The organism is Pseudomonas sp. Leaf434 (genome assembly GCF_001425545.1).
Taxonomy (GTDB): domain Bacteria; phylum Pseudomonadota; class Gammaproteobacteria; order Pseudomonadales; family Pseudomonadaceae; genus Aquipseudomonas; species Aquipseudomonas siliginis.
Genome location: NZ_LMQZ01000001.1, coordinates 323,656 through 341,619, shown reverse-complemented (window position 1 = coordinate 341,619; position 17,964 = coordinate 323,656). Strand labels below are relative to the sequence as shown.

Below are 17,964 nucleotides of genomic sequence, written 5' to 3'. Positions count from 1 at the left end.
CTCGCTCCCACAGGGAAATGCATTCCAAATGTGGGAGCGAGCCTGCTCGCGAATAGCTGCCGCGACCCGGTTTACAGCTCTACAACAACCGCCTGAGACGCACGAGTCGCCTTGGCGCGAGCAGCCTCGATCGACTCATCCCGCGCCAGCGCCACGCCCATGCGGCGCTGACCGTTCACTTCCGGCTTGCCGAACAGACGCAGCGCGGTATCCGGCTCGCTCAACGCAGCGCCCAGATTGGCGAATGCGGTCTGGGTCGACTGGCCTTCCACCAGAATCACTGCCGACGCCGACGGGCCGAACTGACGGATCAGCGGTACCGGCAGGCCGAGAATAGCGCGGGCGTGCAGAGCGAATTGCGACAGGTCCTGGGAAATCAGCGTCACCAGCCCGGTGTCATGCGGCCGTGGCGAGACTTCGCTGAACCACACCTGGTCGCCCTTGATGAACAGCTCGACGCCGAACAGACCACGACCTCCCAGCGCCTCAGTCACAGCTTTGGCAACACGCTCGGATTCAGCCAGAGCAATCGGGCTCATGGCCTGTGGCTGCCAGGATTCCTGATAGTCGCCCTTCTCCTGACGGTGACCGACCGGTGCGCAGAACGTGGTGCCGCCAATGTGGCGCACGGTCAGCAGGGTGATTTCGTAATCGAAATCGATGAAGCCTTCGATGATCACCCGACCTTTGCCGGCGCGACCGCCCTCTTGCGCGTAATCCCAGGCTTTTTGCACATCATCGGCGCTGCGCAGCAGGCTCTGACCCTTGCCCGACGAACTCATTACCGGCTTGACCACGCAGGGGAAACCCAGGTCCTGAACGGCTTTGCTGTAGTCCTCGAAGGTGTCGGCAAAGTGGTACGGCGAAGTCGGCAGATCCAACTCTTCGGCAGCCAGACGACGGATGCCTTCGCGGTTCATGGTCAGTTGCGCCGCACGCGCGGTCGGAATCACGGTGAAGCCTTCGGCTTCCAGCTCGACCAGCGTGGCGGTGGCGATGGCTTCGATTTCCGGCACGATGAAGTGCGGCTTCTCGGCTTCGATCACTGCACGCAGAGCAGCGCCGTCGAGCATGTTGATCACGTGGCTGCGATGGGCGACTTGCATGGCCGGCGCGTTGGCGTAGCGGTCGACGGCAATCACTTCAACGCCCAGGCGCTGCAGTTCGATTACCACTTCCTTGCCCAACTCACCACAGCCACACAGCAATACGCGGGTCGCGGTTGGCGACAATGGAGTTCCGATACGGGTCATCTCAGGTCCTCAAAGGAAGCGGATCATCGAGGAAAGCCACGCAGGTGCGCTTTCCATGGGGAGAAAGCGCGGCATTTTACATGAACCCGAGGGTTTGGCTTCAGCTGGCGACAGCCTGTTTGCGATCACGCCAGGCCATGATCAGCCAGACGGCGGTGACGCCAGCGAACTTCGAGGCCAGCGCGGTGATGATCACCGGCGGCGTCAAGGCGTCGATCATGCCGAAGAAGATGAAGGTATCCAGCGGAATGCTCAGCGCCGAACTGATCCATAAACGGTCGCGCAACGGCCGCTTGGTGACGCTGAACACCAGCCAGTCGATGCACTCGGAGACCGCGAACGCCGTGGCGCTGGCCAGCGCGATGGAAGGGTCGGACGTGATGTAGGAAAGCACCAGCGCCGCCAGCATCGCCACGATCGCGCCGTGACCGAAGCGCGTTTGCACCATGTCGCGCAGCACGAACACCAGCCCGCCCCAGGCCGACCAGATGATGTCCAGGTGCGGTGCGGTGGAAAAGGCGAAGTTGATCAGCACGACGCTGCTGATGTAGGCGATGAGAAAGATCATGGGGGCGGCCTGTCGATTTGGCGCACAGGTTACTTGAGCGCTGGTATTGCGCCAATAGGTGCGGTGACAGGACCGACGTCTTCGCGAGCAGGCTCGCTCCCACATTTGAATGCATTTCAAAGTGGGAGCGAGCCTGCTCGCGAAAGCGGTGGTTCAGACGCCTGACTTCGCGGGAATCATCCAGACCAATCCACTCGCCTTCGCCCGTTCATGACACAACCCCAGCACCACGCGGCGCTCGTCATTGTTCATGCGGCCCCAGCGGGTGATCTCCGCGACCGTGCGCTGGCACCCGGTGCAAACATCTTCTTCGTCCAGCGCGCAGATATTCACACACGGCGACGCGACTGGTCGTTCAACAGTCGTCATTGTTCCTGCTCGACCAGATCGCGGGCGTAACGCTGCGAGTTATGCACATAGTGCGCGGCGCTGGCTTCGAGCATCTTTTTCTGCGCCTCGGTCAGTTCACGCACGACCTTGCCCGGCGAGCCCATCACCAGCGAACCGTCGGGAATTTCCTTGCCTTCGCCGATCAGCGAATTGGCGCCGATGATGCAGTTCTTGCCGATCTTCGCGCCATTGAGAATCACCGCGTTGATGCCGATCAGACTGTAATCGCCGACCGTGCAGCCGTGGAGCATCGCGTTGTGGCCGATGGTCACGCCGGTACCGATGGTCAGTGGATAGCCCATGTCGGTGTGCATCACCGTGCCATCCTGCACGTTGCTGTTCTTGCCGATGAGGATCAGTTCGTTGTCGCCGCGCAATACGGCGTTGAACCAGACGTTGGCGCCCTCTTCCAGGCGGACCTTGCCCACTAGTACGGCATTGGGCGCGACCCAGCTCTGTGGATGGGTTTCGACACGGGCGTCGCCCAGGCGGTATTTCATTTTGTTTTCCTCGGGCTCACGGCCGTTCGAACGACGGCTCAGGTATCGATAAAACTTTTCGGCGGTCGGTGCAGGCTGATTTTGGCGTCATAGAGCAGGTTGATCAACTCGACGATCATGATCGCCGTCAGGCCCCAGATCTTGTACTCGCCGAAGCGATAGCTCGGCACGTACCAGCTGCGGCCCTGATAGTCGATGCGATGGGTATGCTCGCGCGGGTCCTTGCGGAAGAATTCCAGCGGTACGCTGAAGACGGCGGCGATCTCGGCATCGTTGGGCTGGTATTCGACAAAGTCGGGAATCACCCCGACATACGGCGTTACCTTGATGCCGTGCAGGGAAATCAGCGGACTCAGCGGGCCGATGACTTCGACCAGACCCGGCGGCAGGCCGATTTCTTCTTCGGCTTCGCGCAGCGCGGTGAAGATCAGGTCCGGGTCTTCCGGGTCGCGGCGTCCACCAGGGAAGGCGACCTCGCCGCCGTGGGTCGAAAGCCCGCTGGCGCGCAGGGTCAGGACCAGTTCCGGTTCGTCACTGCGGGTGATCGGCACCAGCACGGCGGCTTCGGGAAAACGTGCGTCGGTCTCCAGCGTGCGCGGTGTGTGGTTGCTTACCCTATGCAGTAGCTCGTCCAGCATGAGTGTTCTCGATCGGTGCCTTGCTCCGCATCATGCACCAATCAAAGCGAGCGCCCAAGCCCCCGAAACCCGTCGTGTCGCGAAACGACAACTTGCCGACCGGCCCCGCTGCACGCCAAGATAGGCGCAGCATTCAGGAACCCGAGCATGAAATTTTGCAGCCACTGCGGTAACCCGGTCACCCAGCGCATTCCCGAAGGCGACTCGCGGCTGCGATTTGTCTGCGACAGCTGTCAGACCATTCACTACCAGAATCCCAATATCGTCGCCGGTTGCGTGCCGACCTGGGGGACGAAAGTGCTGCTCTGCCGCCGCGCCATCGAGCCGCGTCTCGGTTACTGGACGCTACCTGCCGGCTTCATGGAAAACGGCGAGACCATCGAGCAGGCCGCCATCCGCGAAACGGCTGAAGAAGCCTGCGCCCGGGTGCGCAACCTGAGCATTTACACGCTGATCGACGTGCCGCACATCAGCCAGGTGCATGTGTTCTTCCGCGCCGAACTGGCCGATCTGCAATACGCGGCCGGGCCGGAAAGCCTTGAAGTGCAGCTGTTCGAAGAAGCCGACATTCCTTGGGACGAGCTGGCTTTCCGCACGGTCGGGCGTACCTTAGAATGCTTCTTCGCTGATCGGCGCGTCGAGAAGTATCCGGTTCGTTCGGAATCGATTCCGCCATTGGTTCAGCCGGTGATTGTTGGCTAGAAGATCAAAAGATCGCAGCCTTCGGCAACTCCTACCTAAAACCTGATTGCGTCACTCCCTGGGGAATCGTTTCAATGCGCTGGTTGCTTGCCCTGTTGTGCCTGTCGTTCGTCAGCGTTTCGCAAGCGTCATTCGTGACCACCGTGACGCCCTCGAACACTCCACTGATCGAAAAAGTCCTGGTACTCAAATCAGCCCACCAACTGCAGCTGATTGCCGACGGCAAGCCGCTGAAGACCTATCGCATTTCCTTGGGCAAGGGCGCGAAGAAAGGCCCGAAACTGATCGAGGGCGACAAACGCACACCCGAAGGTTTCTATTGGATCGACTGGCGCAAGACCAGCGAGAAATTCAACCTGTCGATGCACATCTCCTACCCGAACATCAGCGATGCCGCCCGCGCGCGTCGTGAAGGCGTTGAGCCTGGCGGGATGATCATGATCCACGGCACTCCGGACTCGGCAGACAACCCGGAACAGCTGTTCCATACCCTCGACTGGACCGATGGCTGTATCGCCATGCGCAACGTCGATATGCGTGAAGTGTGGAATCTGGTACCGGACGGCACGATGATCGAGATTCGTCCGTAACCTCGACCGCTGGTCACCGCAAAAAAAATAAATCAAAAGATCGCAGCCAGCGACGGCGCCTACAGGGGTGATACCACTCTCAACTGTAGAAGCTGTCGCAGGCTGCGATCTTTTGCTTTTTATAGGCCATCACTAATACCACTTTAAACACTGCCCCCTGAAAACCGCCAATCCACTGGGTCATACGCCGGTTCATCGCGTTGACATGGTATTCAAGTGGTATTAGCTTCCGTCGCACAAGCGAGCCACAACAATCCTATACTCGCGACGGAAACGACCTACATGAACGACCTCCAGCCCCTACGTCCCGACGATTCCCAGCCGACGCCGCTGTACTTGCAACTGGCGCGCAATCTGGAAGCGGCGATTCATGCCGGGCAGTGGAAGGCCGAACAGGCGATGCCGTCCGAGCGTAACCTCAGCGACCAGCTCGGCATCTCCCGGGTCACCGCACGCAAGGCGCTGGAAGTCTTGCTCGAGCAAGGCCTGATCCGCCGCCTGCAAGGCTCGGGCACCTTCATCACCCCACGCCTGGAACAACCGCTGTCGCGTCTTTCCGGCTTCAGCGAAATGCTGCGCCTGAAAGGTTTCGTGCCGAGTTCGAAATGGCTGGAGCGGGAGATCACCCTCCCAACCCACGAAGAACTGATCCGCCTCAGCCTGTCGCCGAATGACAAGGTGGCGCGCATGAAGCGCCTGCGCAAAGCCGATGACACGGTCATGGCGATCGAGATGAGCACCCTGCCCGCGTCGATCATGCCCAGGCCGCAAGCGGTGGGCGATTCGCTTTACGAATACCTCGACGGCATCGGCAAACCGATCGTCCGCGCCCTTCAGCACATCCAGGCAATCAACGCCTCGGACGAATTCGCCGCACTGGTCGGCATCGCCCCCGGCACCGCCATGCTGCTGATGACCCGGGTCGGCTATCTGGAAGACAACACACCGATCGAAGTCACCGACACCTATTGCCGCAATGACTACTACGACTTTGTTGCAGAGCTTCGTCGATAAAGAGCTTCGTAGATAAAGAGCCGCGTCGCTGAGCGCGGCCCCAAGCGAGAACGAAAATGTCCGAAGACAACATCCTCACCGCCAGCGGCTGGGTTCGCGGCCGGCTGATTCACGAACACGGCAAGATCGTGTCGATCGAAGGCGTGCCCTGCGATCCGGCGGCTAACGATCTGCCCTATCTGCTGCCGGGCTTCATCGACCTGCATGTGCATGGCGGCGGTGGCAAAGACATCATGGAAGGCGCCGAAGCCTTCGAAACCATCAGCAGAACCCACGTGCGTTTCGGCACCACCTCGCTGTTGGCCACGACCATGACTGCGCCGAGCGCGGAGATCTCCAGCGTCCTCAAAGAGGTAGGAGAATTCTGTGAACAGCGTCCGAAAGGCGCCGCGCGAGTCCTCGGCGTGCACCTTGAAGGCCCGTACATCAACCCGGGAAAACTCGGCGCTCAACCGAACTTCGCCCACACCGCGTTGATGGCAGAAGTCGAAGAATATCTGGCGCTGGCGCCGATCCGCGTCATCACCATTGCCCCGGAAATCGCCGGTCACGACGGGTTGATTCGCGAACTCAGCAGCCGTGGCATCCGCATGCAGATCGGCCACACCCTCGGCAGCTACGAGGAAGGCGTCGCCGCGCTGGCTGCCGGTGCCAGCAGTTTCACTCACCTCTATAACGCTATGAGCCCGCTGCATCACCGCGAGCCGGGCATCGTCGGCGCAGCACTGGCCCACGCCAAATACGCCGAGCTGATTCCCGATCTGCTGCACGTGCACCCCGGCGCCATCCGCGTGGCCCTGCGCTCGATTCCGTGCCTGTACTGCGTCACCGATTCGACCGCCGCCGCCGGCATGCCCGACGGTGAATACAAGCTCGGCAGCCACACCGTGACCAAATGCCTGGGCGGCGTGCGTCTGCCCGACGGCACGCTGGCCGGCAGCACCCTGACCATGGATCAGGCCCTGCGCAATCTGGTGAAGATCGGTTTGCCGATCGCCGAAGCCTCGCAGCGTCTGTCGCAATTTCCCGCCGACTATCTCGGCATCACCGAACGCGGGCGCCTTGCCCCCGGCGCCTGGGCCGACTGCGTGCGGCTCGATCGCTCACTCACACTGACCGCCGTCATGGTCGAAGGAGAAGACATTGACTTCAAAAATGCTTGAAGAGGCGCTGTCCTCGTTCGAGGCCGTGCAAGCCCAACTGCAACAGCTCGACGCGCCGATGATCGAGATCGCCGGGCGCCTGCGCCGCCAGCCGCCGCAAGTGGCGATGACCGTCGCCCGTGGCAGCTCCGACCACGCGGCGAGCTACTTCGCCTACCTGACCATGCAGCAACTGGGCGTGCCGGTGGCCTCGTTGCCGATGTCGGTGGTGACCATGCAGCAGGCGCCGCTGAAAGTCAGCGGTCAGGTCGCCTTTGCGTTTTCGCAGTCGGGGCAGAGCCCGGATCTGGTCAACAGCCTGCGCCTGTTGCGCAAACGTGGCGCGCTGAGCGTGTCGATGGTTAACGCTGCCGATTCGCCACTGGAAGCGGCCTGTGAATTCAGCCTGCCGCTGCTCGCCGGCACGGAAAGCAGCGTCGCTGCGACCAAAAGCTTTATCGCCACCCTCAGCGCCAGCGCGCGTTTGATCGCGCACTGGAAAGAGGACAGCGAATTGCTGCAAGCCCACGATGCGCTGCCAGAAGGCCTGCGCGAAGCGGCTAAACAGGACTGGAGCTTGGCCATCGAAGCCCTGCGCGATTGCGAGCGCCTGATGGTGATCGGCCGCGGAGCCGGTTTCGCCATTGCCCAGGAAGCGGCGCTGAAGTTCAAGGAAACCTCGGCGATTCAGGCCGAAGCGTTCAGCAGCGCCGAAGTCCGTCACGGCCCGATGGCATTGATCGACGAACACTATCCGCTGCTGGTATTCGCCCCACGCGGCGCCGAGCAGGCCGGCCTGCTGAGCCTGGCGGCGGAAATGCGCCAGCGCGGCGCCCGGGTCTTGCTCGCCGCGCCGGATGACGTCAGCGAACGCGACCTGACCCTGAGCCGCGCCGAACACCCGGCCCTCGACCCGATTCTGGCGATCCAGAGTTTCTACGTAATGGCCGCTGGCCTGGCCGAGGCGCGGGGCATGGACCCGGATCAGCCGCGCCATTTGAGCAAAGTAACCCGCACGCATTAAGTCCGACTGACTGCACACCTGATGAGACCCAGCCATGCCCGACAACAATAAAGAGCTGACCCTCAGCGCCCCGCTCAGCGGCCCGGTACTGACGCTCGCCAACGTCCCGGACGCGGTGTTCGCCAGTGGCGCGATGGGCGACGGCATCGCCATCGACCCGCTCAACGACACGCTGTATTCGCCCTGCGCCGGCGTGGTCATCCACGTCGCGCGCAGCAGCCATGCGGTGACCGTGCGCGCCGACAACGGCGCGGAAATCCTCCTGCATCTGGGCCTCGATACCGTTGAGCTGAACGGCGAAGGTTTCGCCATGCTGGTCAAGGAAAGCGATCGCGTCAGCCTCGGTCAGCCGCTGCTGCGCTATGACCTGGACAAGGTCGGCCAGCACTGCAAAAGCCTGGTCAGCCTGTTGATCCTGACCAACAGCGCGGATTTTCAGGTGCGGCCGATCACCCTCAAAACAGTGAAAGTCGGCGAGCCGCTGCTGCACATCATCGCGCGCAATGTGGTGGCGGCGAATACCGATACAAGCGGCGGGCCTGAGGTTCGTGGCCAAGTGCAGGTCGCTCATCGCGGCGGCTTGCATGCGCGCCCGGCTGCGCTGATCCGCCAGACCGCCCAGGTTTTCAGCAGCCATTCACAGCTGCACTTCAACGGTAAGTCGGCGCCGTGCAACAGCCTGATCGGTTTGATGGGTCTGGCCATTGGCGAGCAGGATGAGGTGCAGGTCAGCTGTCAGGGGCCGGACGCCGATGCCGCATTGCAAGCTCTGCTCAGCGCATTGGCCACGGCGCTGCCGGACGATCTTCACGCGCAAGCGCCGGTCAGCACTGCGGCGCCGAAACGCCCTGCCGAGGCAGGTGTGTTGCACGGTGTTTGCGCGGCGCCGGGGCTGGTGGCCGGGCCGTTGTTTCGCTTGAACGCGATCACCTTGCCGGCGGATACGGGCCATCACGATCCGGTGCAACAGCAGCCGATTCTTGAAACGGCATTGAACGCGGTGCGCAGCGAAATCGCCGCCACCCTCGCCCAGGCGAAAAAGCACAGGAACGCCGACGAAGAAGCGATCTTCGCCGCACACATGGCGCTGCTCGAAGACCCGGCCCTGCTCGACGCCGCGCAGCAATTCATCGCGCAAGGCACCGCAGCGACGCACGCCTGGAGTCAGTCGATCGACACCCAGTGCGACATGCTGCAAGGCACCGGCAGTCCGCTGCTGGCCGAACGTGCCAACGATTTGCGCGACCTCAAGCAACGCGTCCTGCGCGCTCTGCTTGGCGAGGCCTGGGGATACCAGGTGCAGGCCGGCGCCATCGTTGCCGCCCATGAACTGACGCCGTCGGATCTGCTGCAACTCAGCGCGCAAGGTGTCGCCGGGTTGTGCATGGCCGAAGGTGGCGCGACCTCGCACGTCGCGATACTGGCACGCGGCAAAGGTCTGCCGTGCCTCGTCGCTTTGGGCGCGCAATTACTTGAGCAGCCGCAGGATCAGGCCGTAGTGCTCGACGCTGACGGCGGGCGCCTCGAATTGACGCCAAACGCCGAGCGCCTGAGCGAAGTGCAACAGGCACAAATCGAGCGCCGGCAGCGCCGCGACAGCCAACAGGCCAAAGCCCATTTACCCGCTGAAACGCGCAATGGCGTGCACATCGAAGTGGTCGCCAACGTCGCCTCAAGCAGCGAAGCGGCAGACGCATTTGCCAACGGTGCTGATGGTGTAGGCCTGTTGCGCACCGAGTTTCTCTTCGTCGATCGCCAGACGGCACCGGACGTCGAAGAACAGCGCAGCGCCTATCAAGCGGTGATCGATGCCATGGGCGACAAGTCGGTGATCATCCGCACCATCGACGTCGGTGGCGACAAGCAACTCGACTACCTGCCACTGCCCGCCGAGGCCAACCCGGTGCTCGGATTGCGCGGCATTCGTCTGGCGCAGGCGCGCCCGGAAATTCTCGATCAGCAACTGCGCGCGCTGTTGCAGGTCACGCCGTTGCCGCGTTGCCGGATTCTGTTGCCGATGGTCACCGAGGTCGACGAGCTGCTGCACATCCGCCAGCGCGTCGATGCCTTGTGTCTGGAGCTGGGGATTACCGAGCGCCCGGAAATCGGCGTGATGATCGAAGTCCCCGCCGCCGCGCTGCAAGCCGAGCAACTGGCCGAACACGCCGACTTCCTCTCGATCGGCACCAACGATCTGTCGCAATACACCCTGGCCATGGACCGCGACCACGCCGGGCTGGCGGCGCGGGTCGATGCCCTGCACCCGGCGTTGCTGCGCCTGATCGCCATGACCTGCGAGGGTGCGGCGGTACACAAGCGCTGGGTCGGCGTCTGCGGCGCCCTCGCCTCCGACCCGTTGGCGACGCCGGTGCTGATCGGCCTGGGCGTCACCGAACTGTCGGTGAGCCCGGTGCAGATCGGTGAAATCAAGGACCGCGTGCGTCAGCTGCATGAAGCCGAATGTCAGCGCCTGAGCCGCGACCTGCTCAAGCTGGCCAGCGCCGCCGCCGTTCGCCACGCCTGTCATCAACATTGGCCTCTGCGCTAACAAAAACAAAAAGGACAAACGCCATGTACCAACTCTTCATCGAAGGCCTGCAACGCCTGGGCCGCGCGCTGATGCTGCCGATCGCGATCCTGCCGATTGCCGGCCTGCTGCTGCGCCTGGGCGACACGGACCTGTTGAACATCGCGATCATTCACGATGCCGGGCAAGTGATCTTCGCCAACCTGGCGATGATCTTTGCCATCGGCATCGCCGTCGGTTTCGCCCGGGACAACAACGGCACCGCCGGCCTGGCCGGAGTGATCGGTTATCTGGTGATGATCTCCACGCTCAAGGTGCTCGATGCGAGCATCAACATGGGCATGCTCGCCGGGATCGTCAGCGGCCTGATGGCCGGTGCGCTGTACAACCGCTTCAAGGACATCAAGCTGCCGGAGTACCTGGCGTTCTTCGGTGGCCGCCGTTTTGTGCCGATCGTCACCGGTTTTGCAGCGGTGGGGCTGGGCGTGCTGTTCGGCTATATCTGGCCGCCGATCCAGCAGGGCATCAATGCGTTCGGCGCGCTGATGATGGAAAGCGGCAGCATCGGCGCCTTCGTCTTCGGCGTGTTCAACCGCCTGCTGATCGTCACTGGCCTGCACCACATCCTCAACAACATGGCGTGGTTCGTCTTCGGCAACTTCACCGACCCGACCACTGGGGCATTGGTGACCGGCGATCTGTCGCGTTATTTCGCCGGCGATCCGAAGGGTGGGCAGTTCATGACCGGCATGTTCCCGATGATGATCTTCGGCCTGCCCGCCGCGTGTCTGGCGATGTATCGCAACGCGTTGCCGGAGCGGCGCAAGGTGATGGGCGGGATCTTCCTGTCGATGGCGCTGACCTCGTTTCTCACCGGTGTGACCGAGCCGATCGAATTCGCCTTCATGTTTCTCGCGCCGTTGCTGTTCCTTCTGCACGCGCTGCTGACCGGGCTGTCGATGGCGATCACCAACGCCCTGAACATTCATCTGGGCTTCACCTTTTCCGGTGGTTTCATCGACATGATTCTCGGCTGGGGCAAGTCGACCAATGGTTGGCTGGTGGTGCCGGTCGGGCTGGCTTACGCGGTTATTTATTACCTGGTTTTCGACTTCTGTATCCGTCGTTTCAACCTGAAGACGCCGGGGCGCGAAGACGTCGCCAGCGCCGAAAAAGCCGTGCTCTCGGAAACCGAACGCGCCAGTGCGTATATCAAAGCCTTGGGCGGCGCCGAGAATCTGCTCACCGTCGGCGCCTGCACGACCCGACTGCGCCTTGAGATGGTCGATCGCAACAAGGCCTCGGATGCCGAGCTGAAAGCGCTGGGCGCGATGGCGGTGGTGCGCCCGGGCAAGGGCGGCAGTTTGCAGGTCGTGGTCGGGCCGTTGGCTGACAGCATTGCCGATGAGATTCGCTTGGCCATGCCTGCCCTGGGCCGTACAACTTTGGCAGAAACCGTAGTAATTGCCGATGAGCCGACGACTGTCGCGCTTACCCGCAACGAGGCGCAGCAATGGCTGAATGCGCTGGGCGGTCGCGACAATGTGCTGCAACTCGATTGCATCGCCATGACCCGTATTCGCCTGCAACTGGCCGATGCCAAGGCGCCGTCCGAGGCGCAGCTCAAAGCGCTCGGCTGCCTGGGTGTCAGCCGGTTGGACGGTGGCGTCTGGCATTTGCTGGTGGGGGACAAGGCCGCGAGTTTGAGTGGCGCGATCGAGGCGTTGCTGAGTCGCGGGGAGATCCGCGCGCAGGTTTGATCTGCGCGGGTGGCGGGAGGGCTGGAGCGGGCGCCGAAAATACGGCACGCGCACGATACATGAATACCACCCTCCTCCACGCCCTGCTCGCCATGCTGGCCCTTCATCCCCAGCATGGAAATCGTGCCCATGAGCACCCCCAACGCACCCACACCCGATGAGCTCAAAAACGATCTCAACCAGATCGGTCGTCTTCTCTTCAACACCGAAACCCCGCTGTTGCCCGAGCACAAACCGAGCACCGAGCAGGCTCATCTCAAACGCCTCGAAGAGCAGCTGAAAACCTATCGCGACGGCTACCTGCAACGCAGCCGTGCGCTCTATCAGGCGCTGACAACCACCGACCTGCAGAGCGAGGCAGGCAAGCAACTGATCGCCACGCTGAAGGTGCGCCTCAACACGCAACTGATCAACATGGATCTGCGTGACGAGATCAACGGCAAAGCGGCAAAAACCTTCCTCAAATACGACGCCGGCTTCACTGCGCTTGAGTACGAAGCGCAACAGGCCGTCACCGATCGCCTGCTGCACCCACAGGCCGGCGAGCTGATGCAGAAACTGGCACTCGGCCCGCTGTTGCGTCCGGCCATGTATGCGTTGCAGTTCACTTATCAGCAAACCACTGTCGAGCTGGCCGGGGCCTTTGTTGTGACGCAAAAAGACACCCCGAAAGTCAGCGATCTATTGACCGACCAGAGCGCGGGCTTCGTCGTGTTGTTCACACCGGCCAGGGGCCTGGAGTTGTTCAATTCCCTGGCTGATCTCGATGCCCATCTGCTCAAGACCATGCAGCACAGCATTAGCCGTGGCGAATTGATGCAGCTGCTGCCCAGCCGCTACCACGATGTCGGTACAGCGGGAATCTGGCCATTGCAGCTGGCGCCCATCGACAGCAAACCGCTGTTCGAACACATCTACGATGCCTTGATCGAAAAGCGCACTCAGGATATCGAACATGCATTGAGTTTCGCCGCCAATCCGCAGCAGGATGCCGCTGTACTGATCGCCGAGCTGGAGCGCGCCATCGGCGCTGCGCTGCCGGATCTCACCCCGCGCCTGGCACTTCAGGCACAAACCCTGTTCGAGCGGCATTTGCGCAACAGCGCCCCGGACTGGTACCGCAGCGCCGACGTCGCCAAGCGGGCCGAACTGGCGTTGCACCTGGGCAACTACAATCAGGCCCGGCAAAACCTGCTTGACCTGATGGGTCCGGCGGTCAGCCTGATGGCCGTGGCCCGCCACCAATGGCTGGAACGGCTGAGTGATGATCTGCAAATCGACGACCTGGAACCGGACAAGCTGCAGATCATTACGGATCGGCAGGTCCCCGGATTCGGCGCTTATGTGCACAAGAGCAATTTGCTCGAGCTGACCTTGCGCGGCCCGCACACCGGCGATGAGTTACCAGGCTCGGCGTTTCTCAGCCACACCCGGCTGACTTACAACGACCTGCCGTTATCCGACGAGTACGCGGACGTAACGCCCGCCTGGGTGATCAAGCAGGCACTGGAGCTGGAACCGCGCGTCGACTTCGCACGCTTGCAAACGCAGATGCAGGCGAGATCCGCGATCAAACCTGCGATCGAGCAGATGCTCGATCAGCGCATCGTCGCGCTCGCCCATGCCGCAGCGCTGCAAGGGCACCTGCTCGACGGCGATCTGCAAATGCTCCAGCGCCTGCGTAACGGCAGCGATCCACAGCTGCGCGCCGCCACCCTGTCTTTGCACGGCGCCCAGCTGCAGGATCTTTGGGTGCTGCGTCAGACCGACGAATCCGGTGCGATCCGCCGCCTGCTGCTCTGCACACCGCAGGCGCCCCGTGAACGCCAGTTCGAGGCGTTCGACAGCGAGCGCCAATTGCAGACCCATCTCTTGGGTTGGGCCAAGCAGAATGACGCCGCCGAAAGCATGGCCGGCTATCTGATCAGCCGCGCGCCGATGCGCTTCCGTTCGACCCTGCGCAAGGTGTTGTCGGGGCTGAGCCTCAAGCCGGAAGCAGCAGAGCACCAGAAAGTCACGTTCGACCACCTGGGCAACCATCTCGATTGCCTCAAAGCGATGGCTGAACACATGCTCGCCACACGCATCGACGACTACGATTTCAGCACCCCGGTGTGGTATCGCTCGACCACTGCGGCCAATCGCCGAAAACTCTCGACCCTGAGCGACGACGCTGAGGGCGCTTTGCGCGCGTTCAATCAGCATCCGCTGTCGGGCGGACGTTTTCAGGCGTTTGACGATTTCGTGCATGCGCAAGCGAAGATCAGCCTGAACCGCTTGCTCAAACGCCCTGCCAATGACGTCGATCCGGACACCGTCTGGGCCTATTCGCCAAAGTCGATCGTGCCCTCATGGACGCCGAAACCGCTGACCTATACCCGGCTGTATCGCGACGGCTATGCCGACGGCGTCGGTTTTCTCGACCAGAAATTCTCACGCTCGGCGCGCTTCAAAGGTCCGCCAGGCGTCGATATCAGTAGCCTGACCGCGCAGAACGTAGCCCGCTCGGTCACGGGGGTCTGGATCGGCAAACGCTATACCGACAAAGTCAAAAACGAGCTGCAGGATTCGAAAAGCGAAGGCTACGCGTTCCGACGCAACGCGACGCTGGCCATCACTCAGCGCCAGATGCAAAGCGCCGCGCTGGAATGCCAGCTGCAAGGACATATCGCCAGCAGCGACCTGCAATGGCTGCAGCAAAGCATCAGCAGCATGGATCAAACGTCGGGGCAGACCCGGACGAAATACCCGATCCACCGGTTGATGATCGACGGCGAATGGGTGATCGATGCCTGGTTGTTCAGCCATGGCGGCGATCCGGTCCTGCTGTATACGCCGGACGCACCGGACGGCGTGCGTTTTCGCGAAGCGCGCCTGTTCAATTACCTGCTGCTGCAGTCCGGCATGATCGAATACCTGACCCAGCGGGTGGGTGTCAGTGCCCAGACCCGGGTGCGCACGTACCTGGAAAACATCCGCAAGAAAATGCCCAAAGACCTCAACAGAACCAGCCCCAGCCCCGCCCGTTATGACTCGATGCGCCCGGCCGACGCCGTCAGCGACCTGCGTACCGCGCTCTACGACATGAAGTTGCAACGGCGGATCGACAACGTCCATGCCACGACCACCAGTCGCGCCGAAATGATCGCCGGCCTGATCTGGACGAGCGTCGAATGGGTCGCTGCCATCGCCACCGCGCCGTTCCCGCTGTTGAGCCTGAGCACCGGCCTGTTGCTGGCCTTCAAGGACGCGATGCTCGCCCTGCATGCCTATCGTCAGGGAAATAACAACGAAGCGTTCCGGCACTTGCTCGGTTATCTGTTCAACAGTGCTGGCGCGGTGCTGACGGATCTGCGTCCGGCGCTGCGTTCACTCAAGCCCGTCCGGCGCCCGTTGCGTCGGGCTGTCACCACCGTTGGCGACGAGCAAGAGGATCTTCTGCCATTGATCGATCAAATGGCGACCGAACCGGTCCGGGACGATATGCATGCCGTCGTTTTCAGAGGGCAGTCGTATTACGCCAGCACGACCCCGGACGCACTCGGCCGTTATTTGCTCTACCGCCCGGATCCGAATGGCTCCGGACTGCTTTCGACCGGCATTCTGACCGTGCGCAACTCCGACGGAGTGATGGTGCGCAGCGGCCTGTCCGGCGGTGCACCAAAATACGAAGCCGTGCCCGAGACACCCGGCCCGCATAAGGACTATGGAGTCGCGATCAAGTACCGGGATCTCGTTGAAGAGTTGCTGGACCCGCAATCGCGACGACGAATGCTCCAGGAGGGCGAGCATTACATGGGCTTCTCACCCCAGGTCATCCTGGTCAACGTGGTCGACAAAATGGCCAGCATGCGCCAAGCCTATCTGCAACAGGTGGAAAAACTCACCACGGACGCCACGCGCCATTTTGCCCAACTCGCACCGCTGCCCGCTCGCGCCGAAGTGCCGGCGGTTGCCGCCAACACCTCATTCGCACAGTTGATTGCCAGCGATGCATTCGCCGCAAAGAATCTGGTCATCGGTGCACAGCCCGGCTCCATCGCCAGCAAACAGGCACTGATCGAAAATCTCGACGTGCTTTTGGAGAACGGCTACAAGCACCTCTTCCTCGAATACCTGCCGGGAGACGTATTTCATCTCAAACTGGAAAAATTCAACAAGGGAGAATCCTGGCGCCATATCAAGAAACATCTGAAAGCGCTCGATAAAGCCATGGGCCATGAGCCAGACGCGCCTTTCTCTTACCTGGCGCTGGTGCGCAAGGCACGGGAAAAAGGCATGAGCATTCATGCGCTGGACGGCTCGACCAGTTATCAACTCGAAGGGATCATGGTGATGTCCAGGCTCTCGCCTTTGACCCCGCGAAACAACCGCATCAGAAACTTTTATTCGCACAAGGCGCTTGCCACCGATATGGCCGAGATCGGCGAAGAGCGCTGGATTGCCCTGACCGAGCAGTCGCGCATGACCACGTTCGACAACACCCCGGGCCTGGCCGACCTCCACGAGGCCGTTGCCGTGCGTATTGAAGACATCGACTTGTACCAACCCGCACGCATAAGCAGGGACGCGCCCGGTGCCATCGCGGGAGACGCGACAGCGCAAGGTGATTACCTCCTACAGATGCCGAGTGCCTACAAGGCACCTCTACCTGTCTCCAAGCCGCCCGCCGCAGCTAGCGCCGTTGAACATTTCAGCGAGTTCGATATTGCTTCGCCACTGCGCGACGATATTGCTGAAATGTTGCATAAGCCCTACTCCATGGATTCCCATTACACCCCGACAGTAGCCAGTGAAAGAACGGCCTACGAGGCTTTCCTTGCCCAACGCAAACGTCTGGAAAAAACCGCCAGGGACGCTTTTACCGACTACGTCCCACCCGATGCGCCGATCCTGCCGGTGCTCGCCTCCGACTGCACATTCGAAGCTTTTTTACGGCAATTGACCGACGGACGTCTGAATCTGCTGATCGGCGAAGCCCACGTCGATGTAGCGAGCAAAGCGCTGCTGAAAAAGCACATGAAAGCCCTTAAGCAAGCCGGTTATGACACGTTGTACGTCGAGCACCTGCTCACCGACCTGCACCAGGCCGATCTCGACACTTTTCTGCGTACCCAGCGCATGCCCGACAGGCTCAAGGCTTATCTGCATCGTCAGGATCAAGGGCAGATGCCGAATTACACAGGGAACGATACGTACACGGCGGTCTGTCAGGCGGCGGCCAAATACAACATTCGCATCAGAGCCCTCGATTGCACGGCGTCCTATCACCTCAAGGGCGTGTATGACGAACACGTCTCGCGAAACGAGATGTTCAGCTATTTTGCAACCCAAGTGATCGAGGCTGATCAATTGGCCAACGGGCCGCATAAATGGGTGGCCTTCATCGGCAGTGCGCATACCAATTACAACCTCGGTGTGCCAGGTCTGGCCGATACACTGTCCGCCGTCAGCCTGCACGTGCGCGACACAGCCCCTGAACTGGCCCGGGATATTCACCGTGGGTCGTGGGAATTTGTCAGCGGCAAGCACGAGGCCAACGTCAGGGCTTTGAGCAGCGATTTTGTGATGGAGGTGGCCGTCCCCGGAACGAAAAAGCCTGCTGCGACGCCTTCTGTCAGTCGCAGCAAACTGACCGAACCCGGAAACTTCCTTATAGAAAATGCAGACACCCGCAACGCCAGCGTGGTGCATAAATCCAGGTCCGGCGAGATCGTTGAGACGCCGATTCAGATCAATGACAAGGGTCTGTTCTTCGTTGATCGCTGGGAGAAAAAAGATCAGACCTTCACCTACCTGCGCACGTTGATCGACATGCTCGTCACAGACGTGAAGCTGACACAGGTGACGTGACGC

Annotated in this window: 13 protein-coding genes; 8 read left to right on the top strand and 5 right to left on the bottom strand. The window is 61.6% G+C overall.

Translation table 11 applies throughout. The features are described from left to right. Positions 1-71: 71 nt before the first annotated feature. The 5 genes from purT to ASG55_RS01440 form a co-directional block, all read right to left on the bottom strand. Complete coding sequence (purT, locus tag ASG55_RS01460; protein ID WP_024011715.1) at positions 72-1,253, bottom strand: formate-dependent phosphoribosylglycinamide formyltransferase; 1,182 nt, start codon at positions 1,251-1,253, stop codon at positions 72-74. Between the two features lie 100 nt (positions 1,254-1,353). Further along, positions 1,354-1,821, bottom strand: a complete 468-nt coding sequence (locus ASG55_RS01455) for a VUT family protein (protein WP_056783120.1) — start codon at positions 1,819-1,821, stop codon at positions 1,354-1,356. A gap of 153 nt (positions 1,822-1,974) precedes the next feature. Continuing rightward, complete coding sequence (locus ASG55_RS01450; protein ID WP_056783118.1) at positions 1,975-2,190, bottom strand: DUF1289 domain-containing protein; 216 nt, start codon at positions 2,188-2,190, stop codon at positions 1,975-1,977. Beyond that, complete coding sequence (locus ASG55_RS01445; RefSeq protein ID WP_016771546.1) at positions 2,187-2,711, bottom strand: gamma carbonic anhydrase family protein; 525 nt, start codon at positions 2,709-2,711, stop codon at positions 2,187-2,189. Before ASG55_RS01445 ends, ASG55_RS01450 begins: the two co-directional genes overlap by 4 nt. A gap of 38 nt (positions 2,712-2,749) precedes the next feature. Next, positions 2,750-3,349 carry a CoA pyrophosphatase gene (locus ASG55_RS01440; RefSeq protein WP_016771547.1) on the bottom strand — a complete coding sequence of 200 codons (600 nt, stop codon included), beginning with the start codon at positions 3,347-3,349 and terminating at the stop codon, positions 2,750-2,752. A 147-nt stretch (positions 3,350-3,496) separates the two neighbouring features. Between ASG55_RS01440 and ASG55_RS01435 the strand changes: the two genes are divergently transcribed. From ASG55_RS01435 to ASG55_RS01400, 8 genes are all read left to right on the top strand, one after another. Continuing rightward, the gene (locus ASG55_RS01435; RefSeq protein ID WP_056783116.1) at positions 3,497-4,051 is read left to right on the top strand and encodes an NUDIX hydrolase; all 555 of its coding nucleotides are present in this window, start codon (positions 3,497-3,499) and stop codon (positions 4,049-4,051) included. Positions 4,052-4,125: 74 nt separating this feature from the next. Beyond that, positions 4,126-4,641: a L,D-transpeptidase family protein gene (locus ASG55_RS01430; RefSeq protein WP_016771549.1), complete on the top strand. Its 516-nt coding sequence runs from the start codon at positions 4,126-4,128 to the stop codon at positions 4,639-4,641. 282 nt (positions 4,642-4,923) lie between these two features. After that, positions 4,924-5,655 (top strand): GntR family transcriptional regulator, encoded by a 732-nt coding sequence (locus ASG55_RS01425; protein WP_056783114.1) that lies wholly within the window; start codon positions 4,924-4,926, stop codon positions 5,653-5,655. A 56-nt stretch (positions 5,656-5,711) separates the two neighbouring features. Then, entirely contained in the window at positions 5,712-6,818 is a 1,107-nt protein-coding gene (gene nagA, locus ASG55_RS01420; protein ID WP_056783113.1) for an N-acetylglucosamine-6-phosphate deacetylase, read from the top strand. Further along, complete coding sequence (locus tag ASG55_RS01415; protein WP_156388158.1) at positions 6,799-7,821, top strand: SIS domain-containing protein; 1,023 nt, start codon at positions 6,799-6,801, stop codon at positions 7,819-7,821. Before nagA ends, ASG55_RS01415 begins: the two co-directional genes overlap by 20 nt. A 34-nt stretch (positions 7,822-7,855) precedes the next feature. Beyond that, the gene (gene ptsP / locus ASG55_RS01410; RefSeq protein WP_056783110.1) at positions 7,856-10,369 is read left to right on the top strand and encodes a phosphoenolpyruvate--protein phosphotransferase; all 2,514 of its coding nucleotides are present in this window, start codon (positions 7,856-7,858) and stop codon (positions 10,367-10,369) included. A gap of 23 nt (positions 10,370-10,392) precedes the next feature. Next, a complete protein-coding gene (nagE, locus tag ASG55_RS01405) occupies positions 10,393-12,108 on the top strand; it encodes an N-acetylglucosamine-specific PTS transporter subunit IIBC (RefSeq protein ID WP_056783107.1) in 1,716 nt (571 codons plus the stop codon). A gap of 129 nt (positions 12,109-12,237) precedes the next feature. Further along, positions 12,238-17,961, top strand: a complete 5,724-nt coding sequence (locus tag ASG55_RS01400; RefSeq protein ID WP_056783106.1) for a membrane-targeted effector domain-containing toxin — start codon at positions 12,238-12,240, stop codon at positions 17,959-17,961. Positions 17,962-17,964: the final 3 nt, after the last annotated feature.

What these genes read in the sequence shown, in the direction of transcription:
- ASG55_RS01445 (WP_016771546.1), bottom strand. Translation starts at nt 2,711, where the DNA reads ATGAAATACCGCCTGGGCGACGCCCGTGTCGAAACCCATCCACAGAGC.
- nagE (WP_056783107.1), top strand. Translation starts at nt 10,393, where the DNA reads ATGTACCAACTCTTCATCGAAGGCCTGCAACGCCTGGGCCGCGCGCTG.
- ptsP (WP_056783110.1), top strand. Translation starts at nt 7,856, where the DNA reads ATGCCCGACAACAATAAAGAGCTGACCCTCAGCGCCCCGCTCAGCGGC.
- ASG55_RS01450 (WP_056783118.1), bottom strand. Translation starts at nt 2,190, where the DNA reads ATGACGACTGTTGAACGACCAGTCGCGTCGCCGTGTGTGAATATCTGC.
- ASG55_RS01440 (WP_016771547.1), bottom strand. Translation starts at nt 3,349, where the DNA reads ATGCTGGACGAGCTACTGCATAGGGTAAGCAACCACACACCGCGCACG.
- nagA (WP_056783113.1), top strand. Translation starts at nt 5,712, where the DNA reads ATGTCCGAAGACAACATCCTCACCGCCAGCGGCTGGGTTCGCGGCCGG.
- ASG55_RS01435 (WP_056783116.1), top strand. Translation starts at nt 3,497, where the DNA reads ATGAAATTTTGCAGCCACTGCGGTAACCCGGTCACCCAGCGCATTCCC.
- ASG55_RS01400 (WP_056783106.1), top strand. Translation starts at nt 12,238, where the DNA reads ATGAGCACCCCCAACGCACCCACACCCGATGAGCTCAAAAACGATCTC.
- ASG55_RS01425 (WP_056783114.1), top strand. Translation starts at nt 4,924, where the DNA reads ATGAACGACCTCCAGCCCCTACGTCCCGACGATTCCCAGCCGACGCCG.
- purT (WP_024011715.1), bottom strand. Translation starts at nt 1,253, where the DNA reads ATGACCCGTATCGGAACTCCATTGTCGCCAACCGCGACCCGCGTATTG.
- ASG55_RS01455 (WP_056783120.1), bottom strand. Translation starts at nt 1,821, where the DNA reads ATGATCTTTCTCATCGCCTACATCAGCAGCGTCGTGCTGATCAACTTC.
- ASG55_RS01430 (WP_016771549.1), top strand. Translation starts at nt 4,126, where the DNA reads ATGCGCTGGTTGCTTGCCCTGTTGTGCCTGTCGTTCGTCAGCGTTTCG.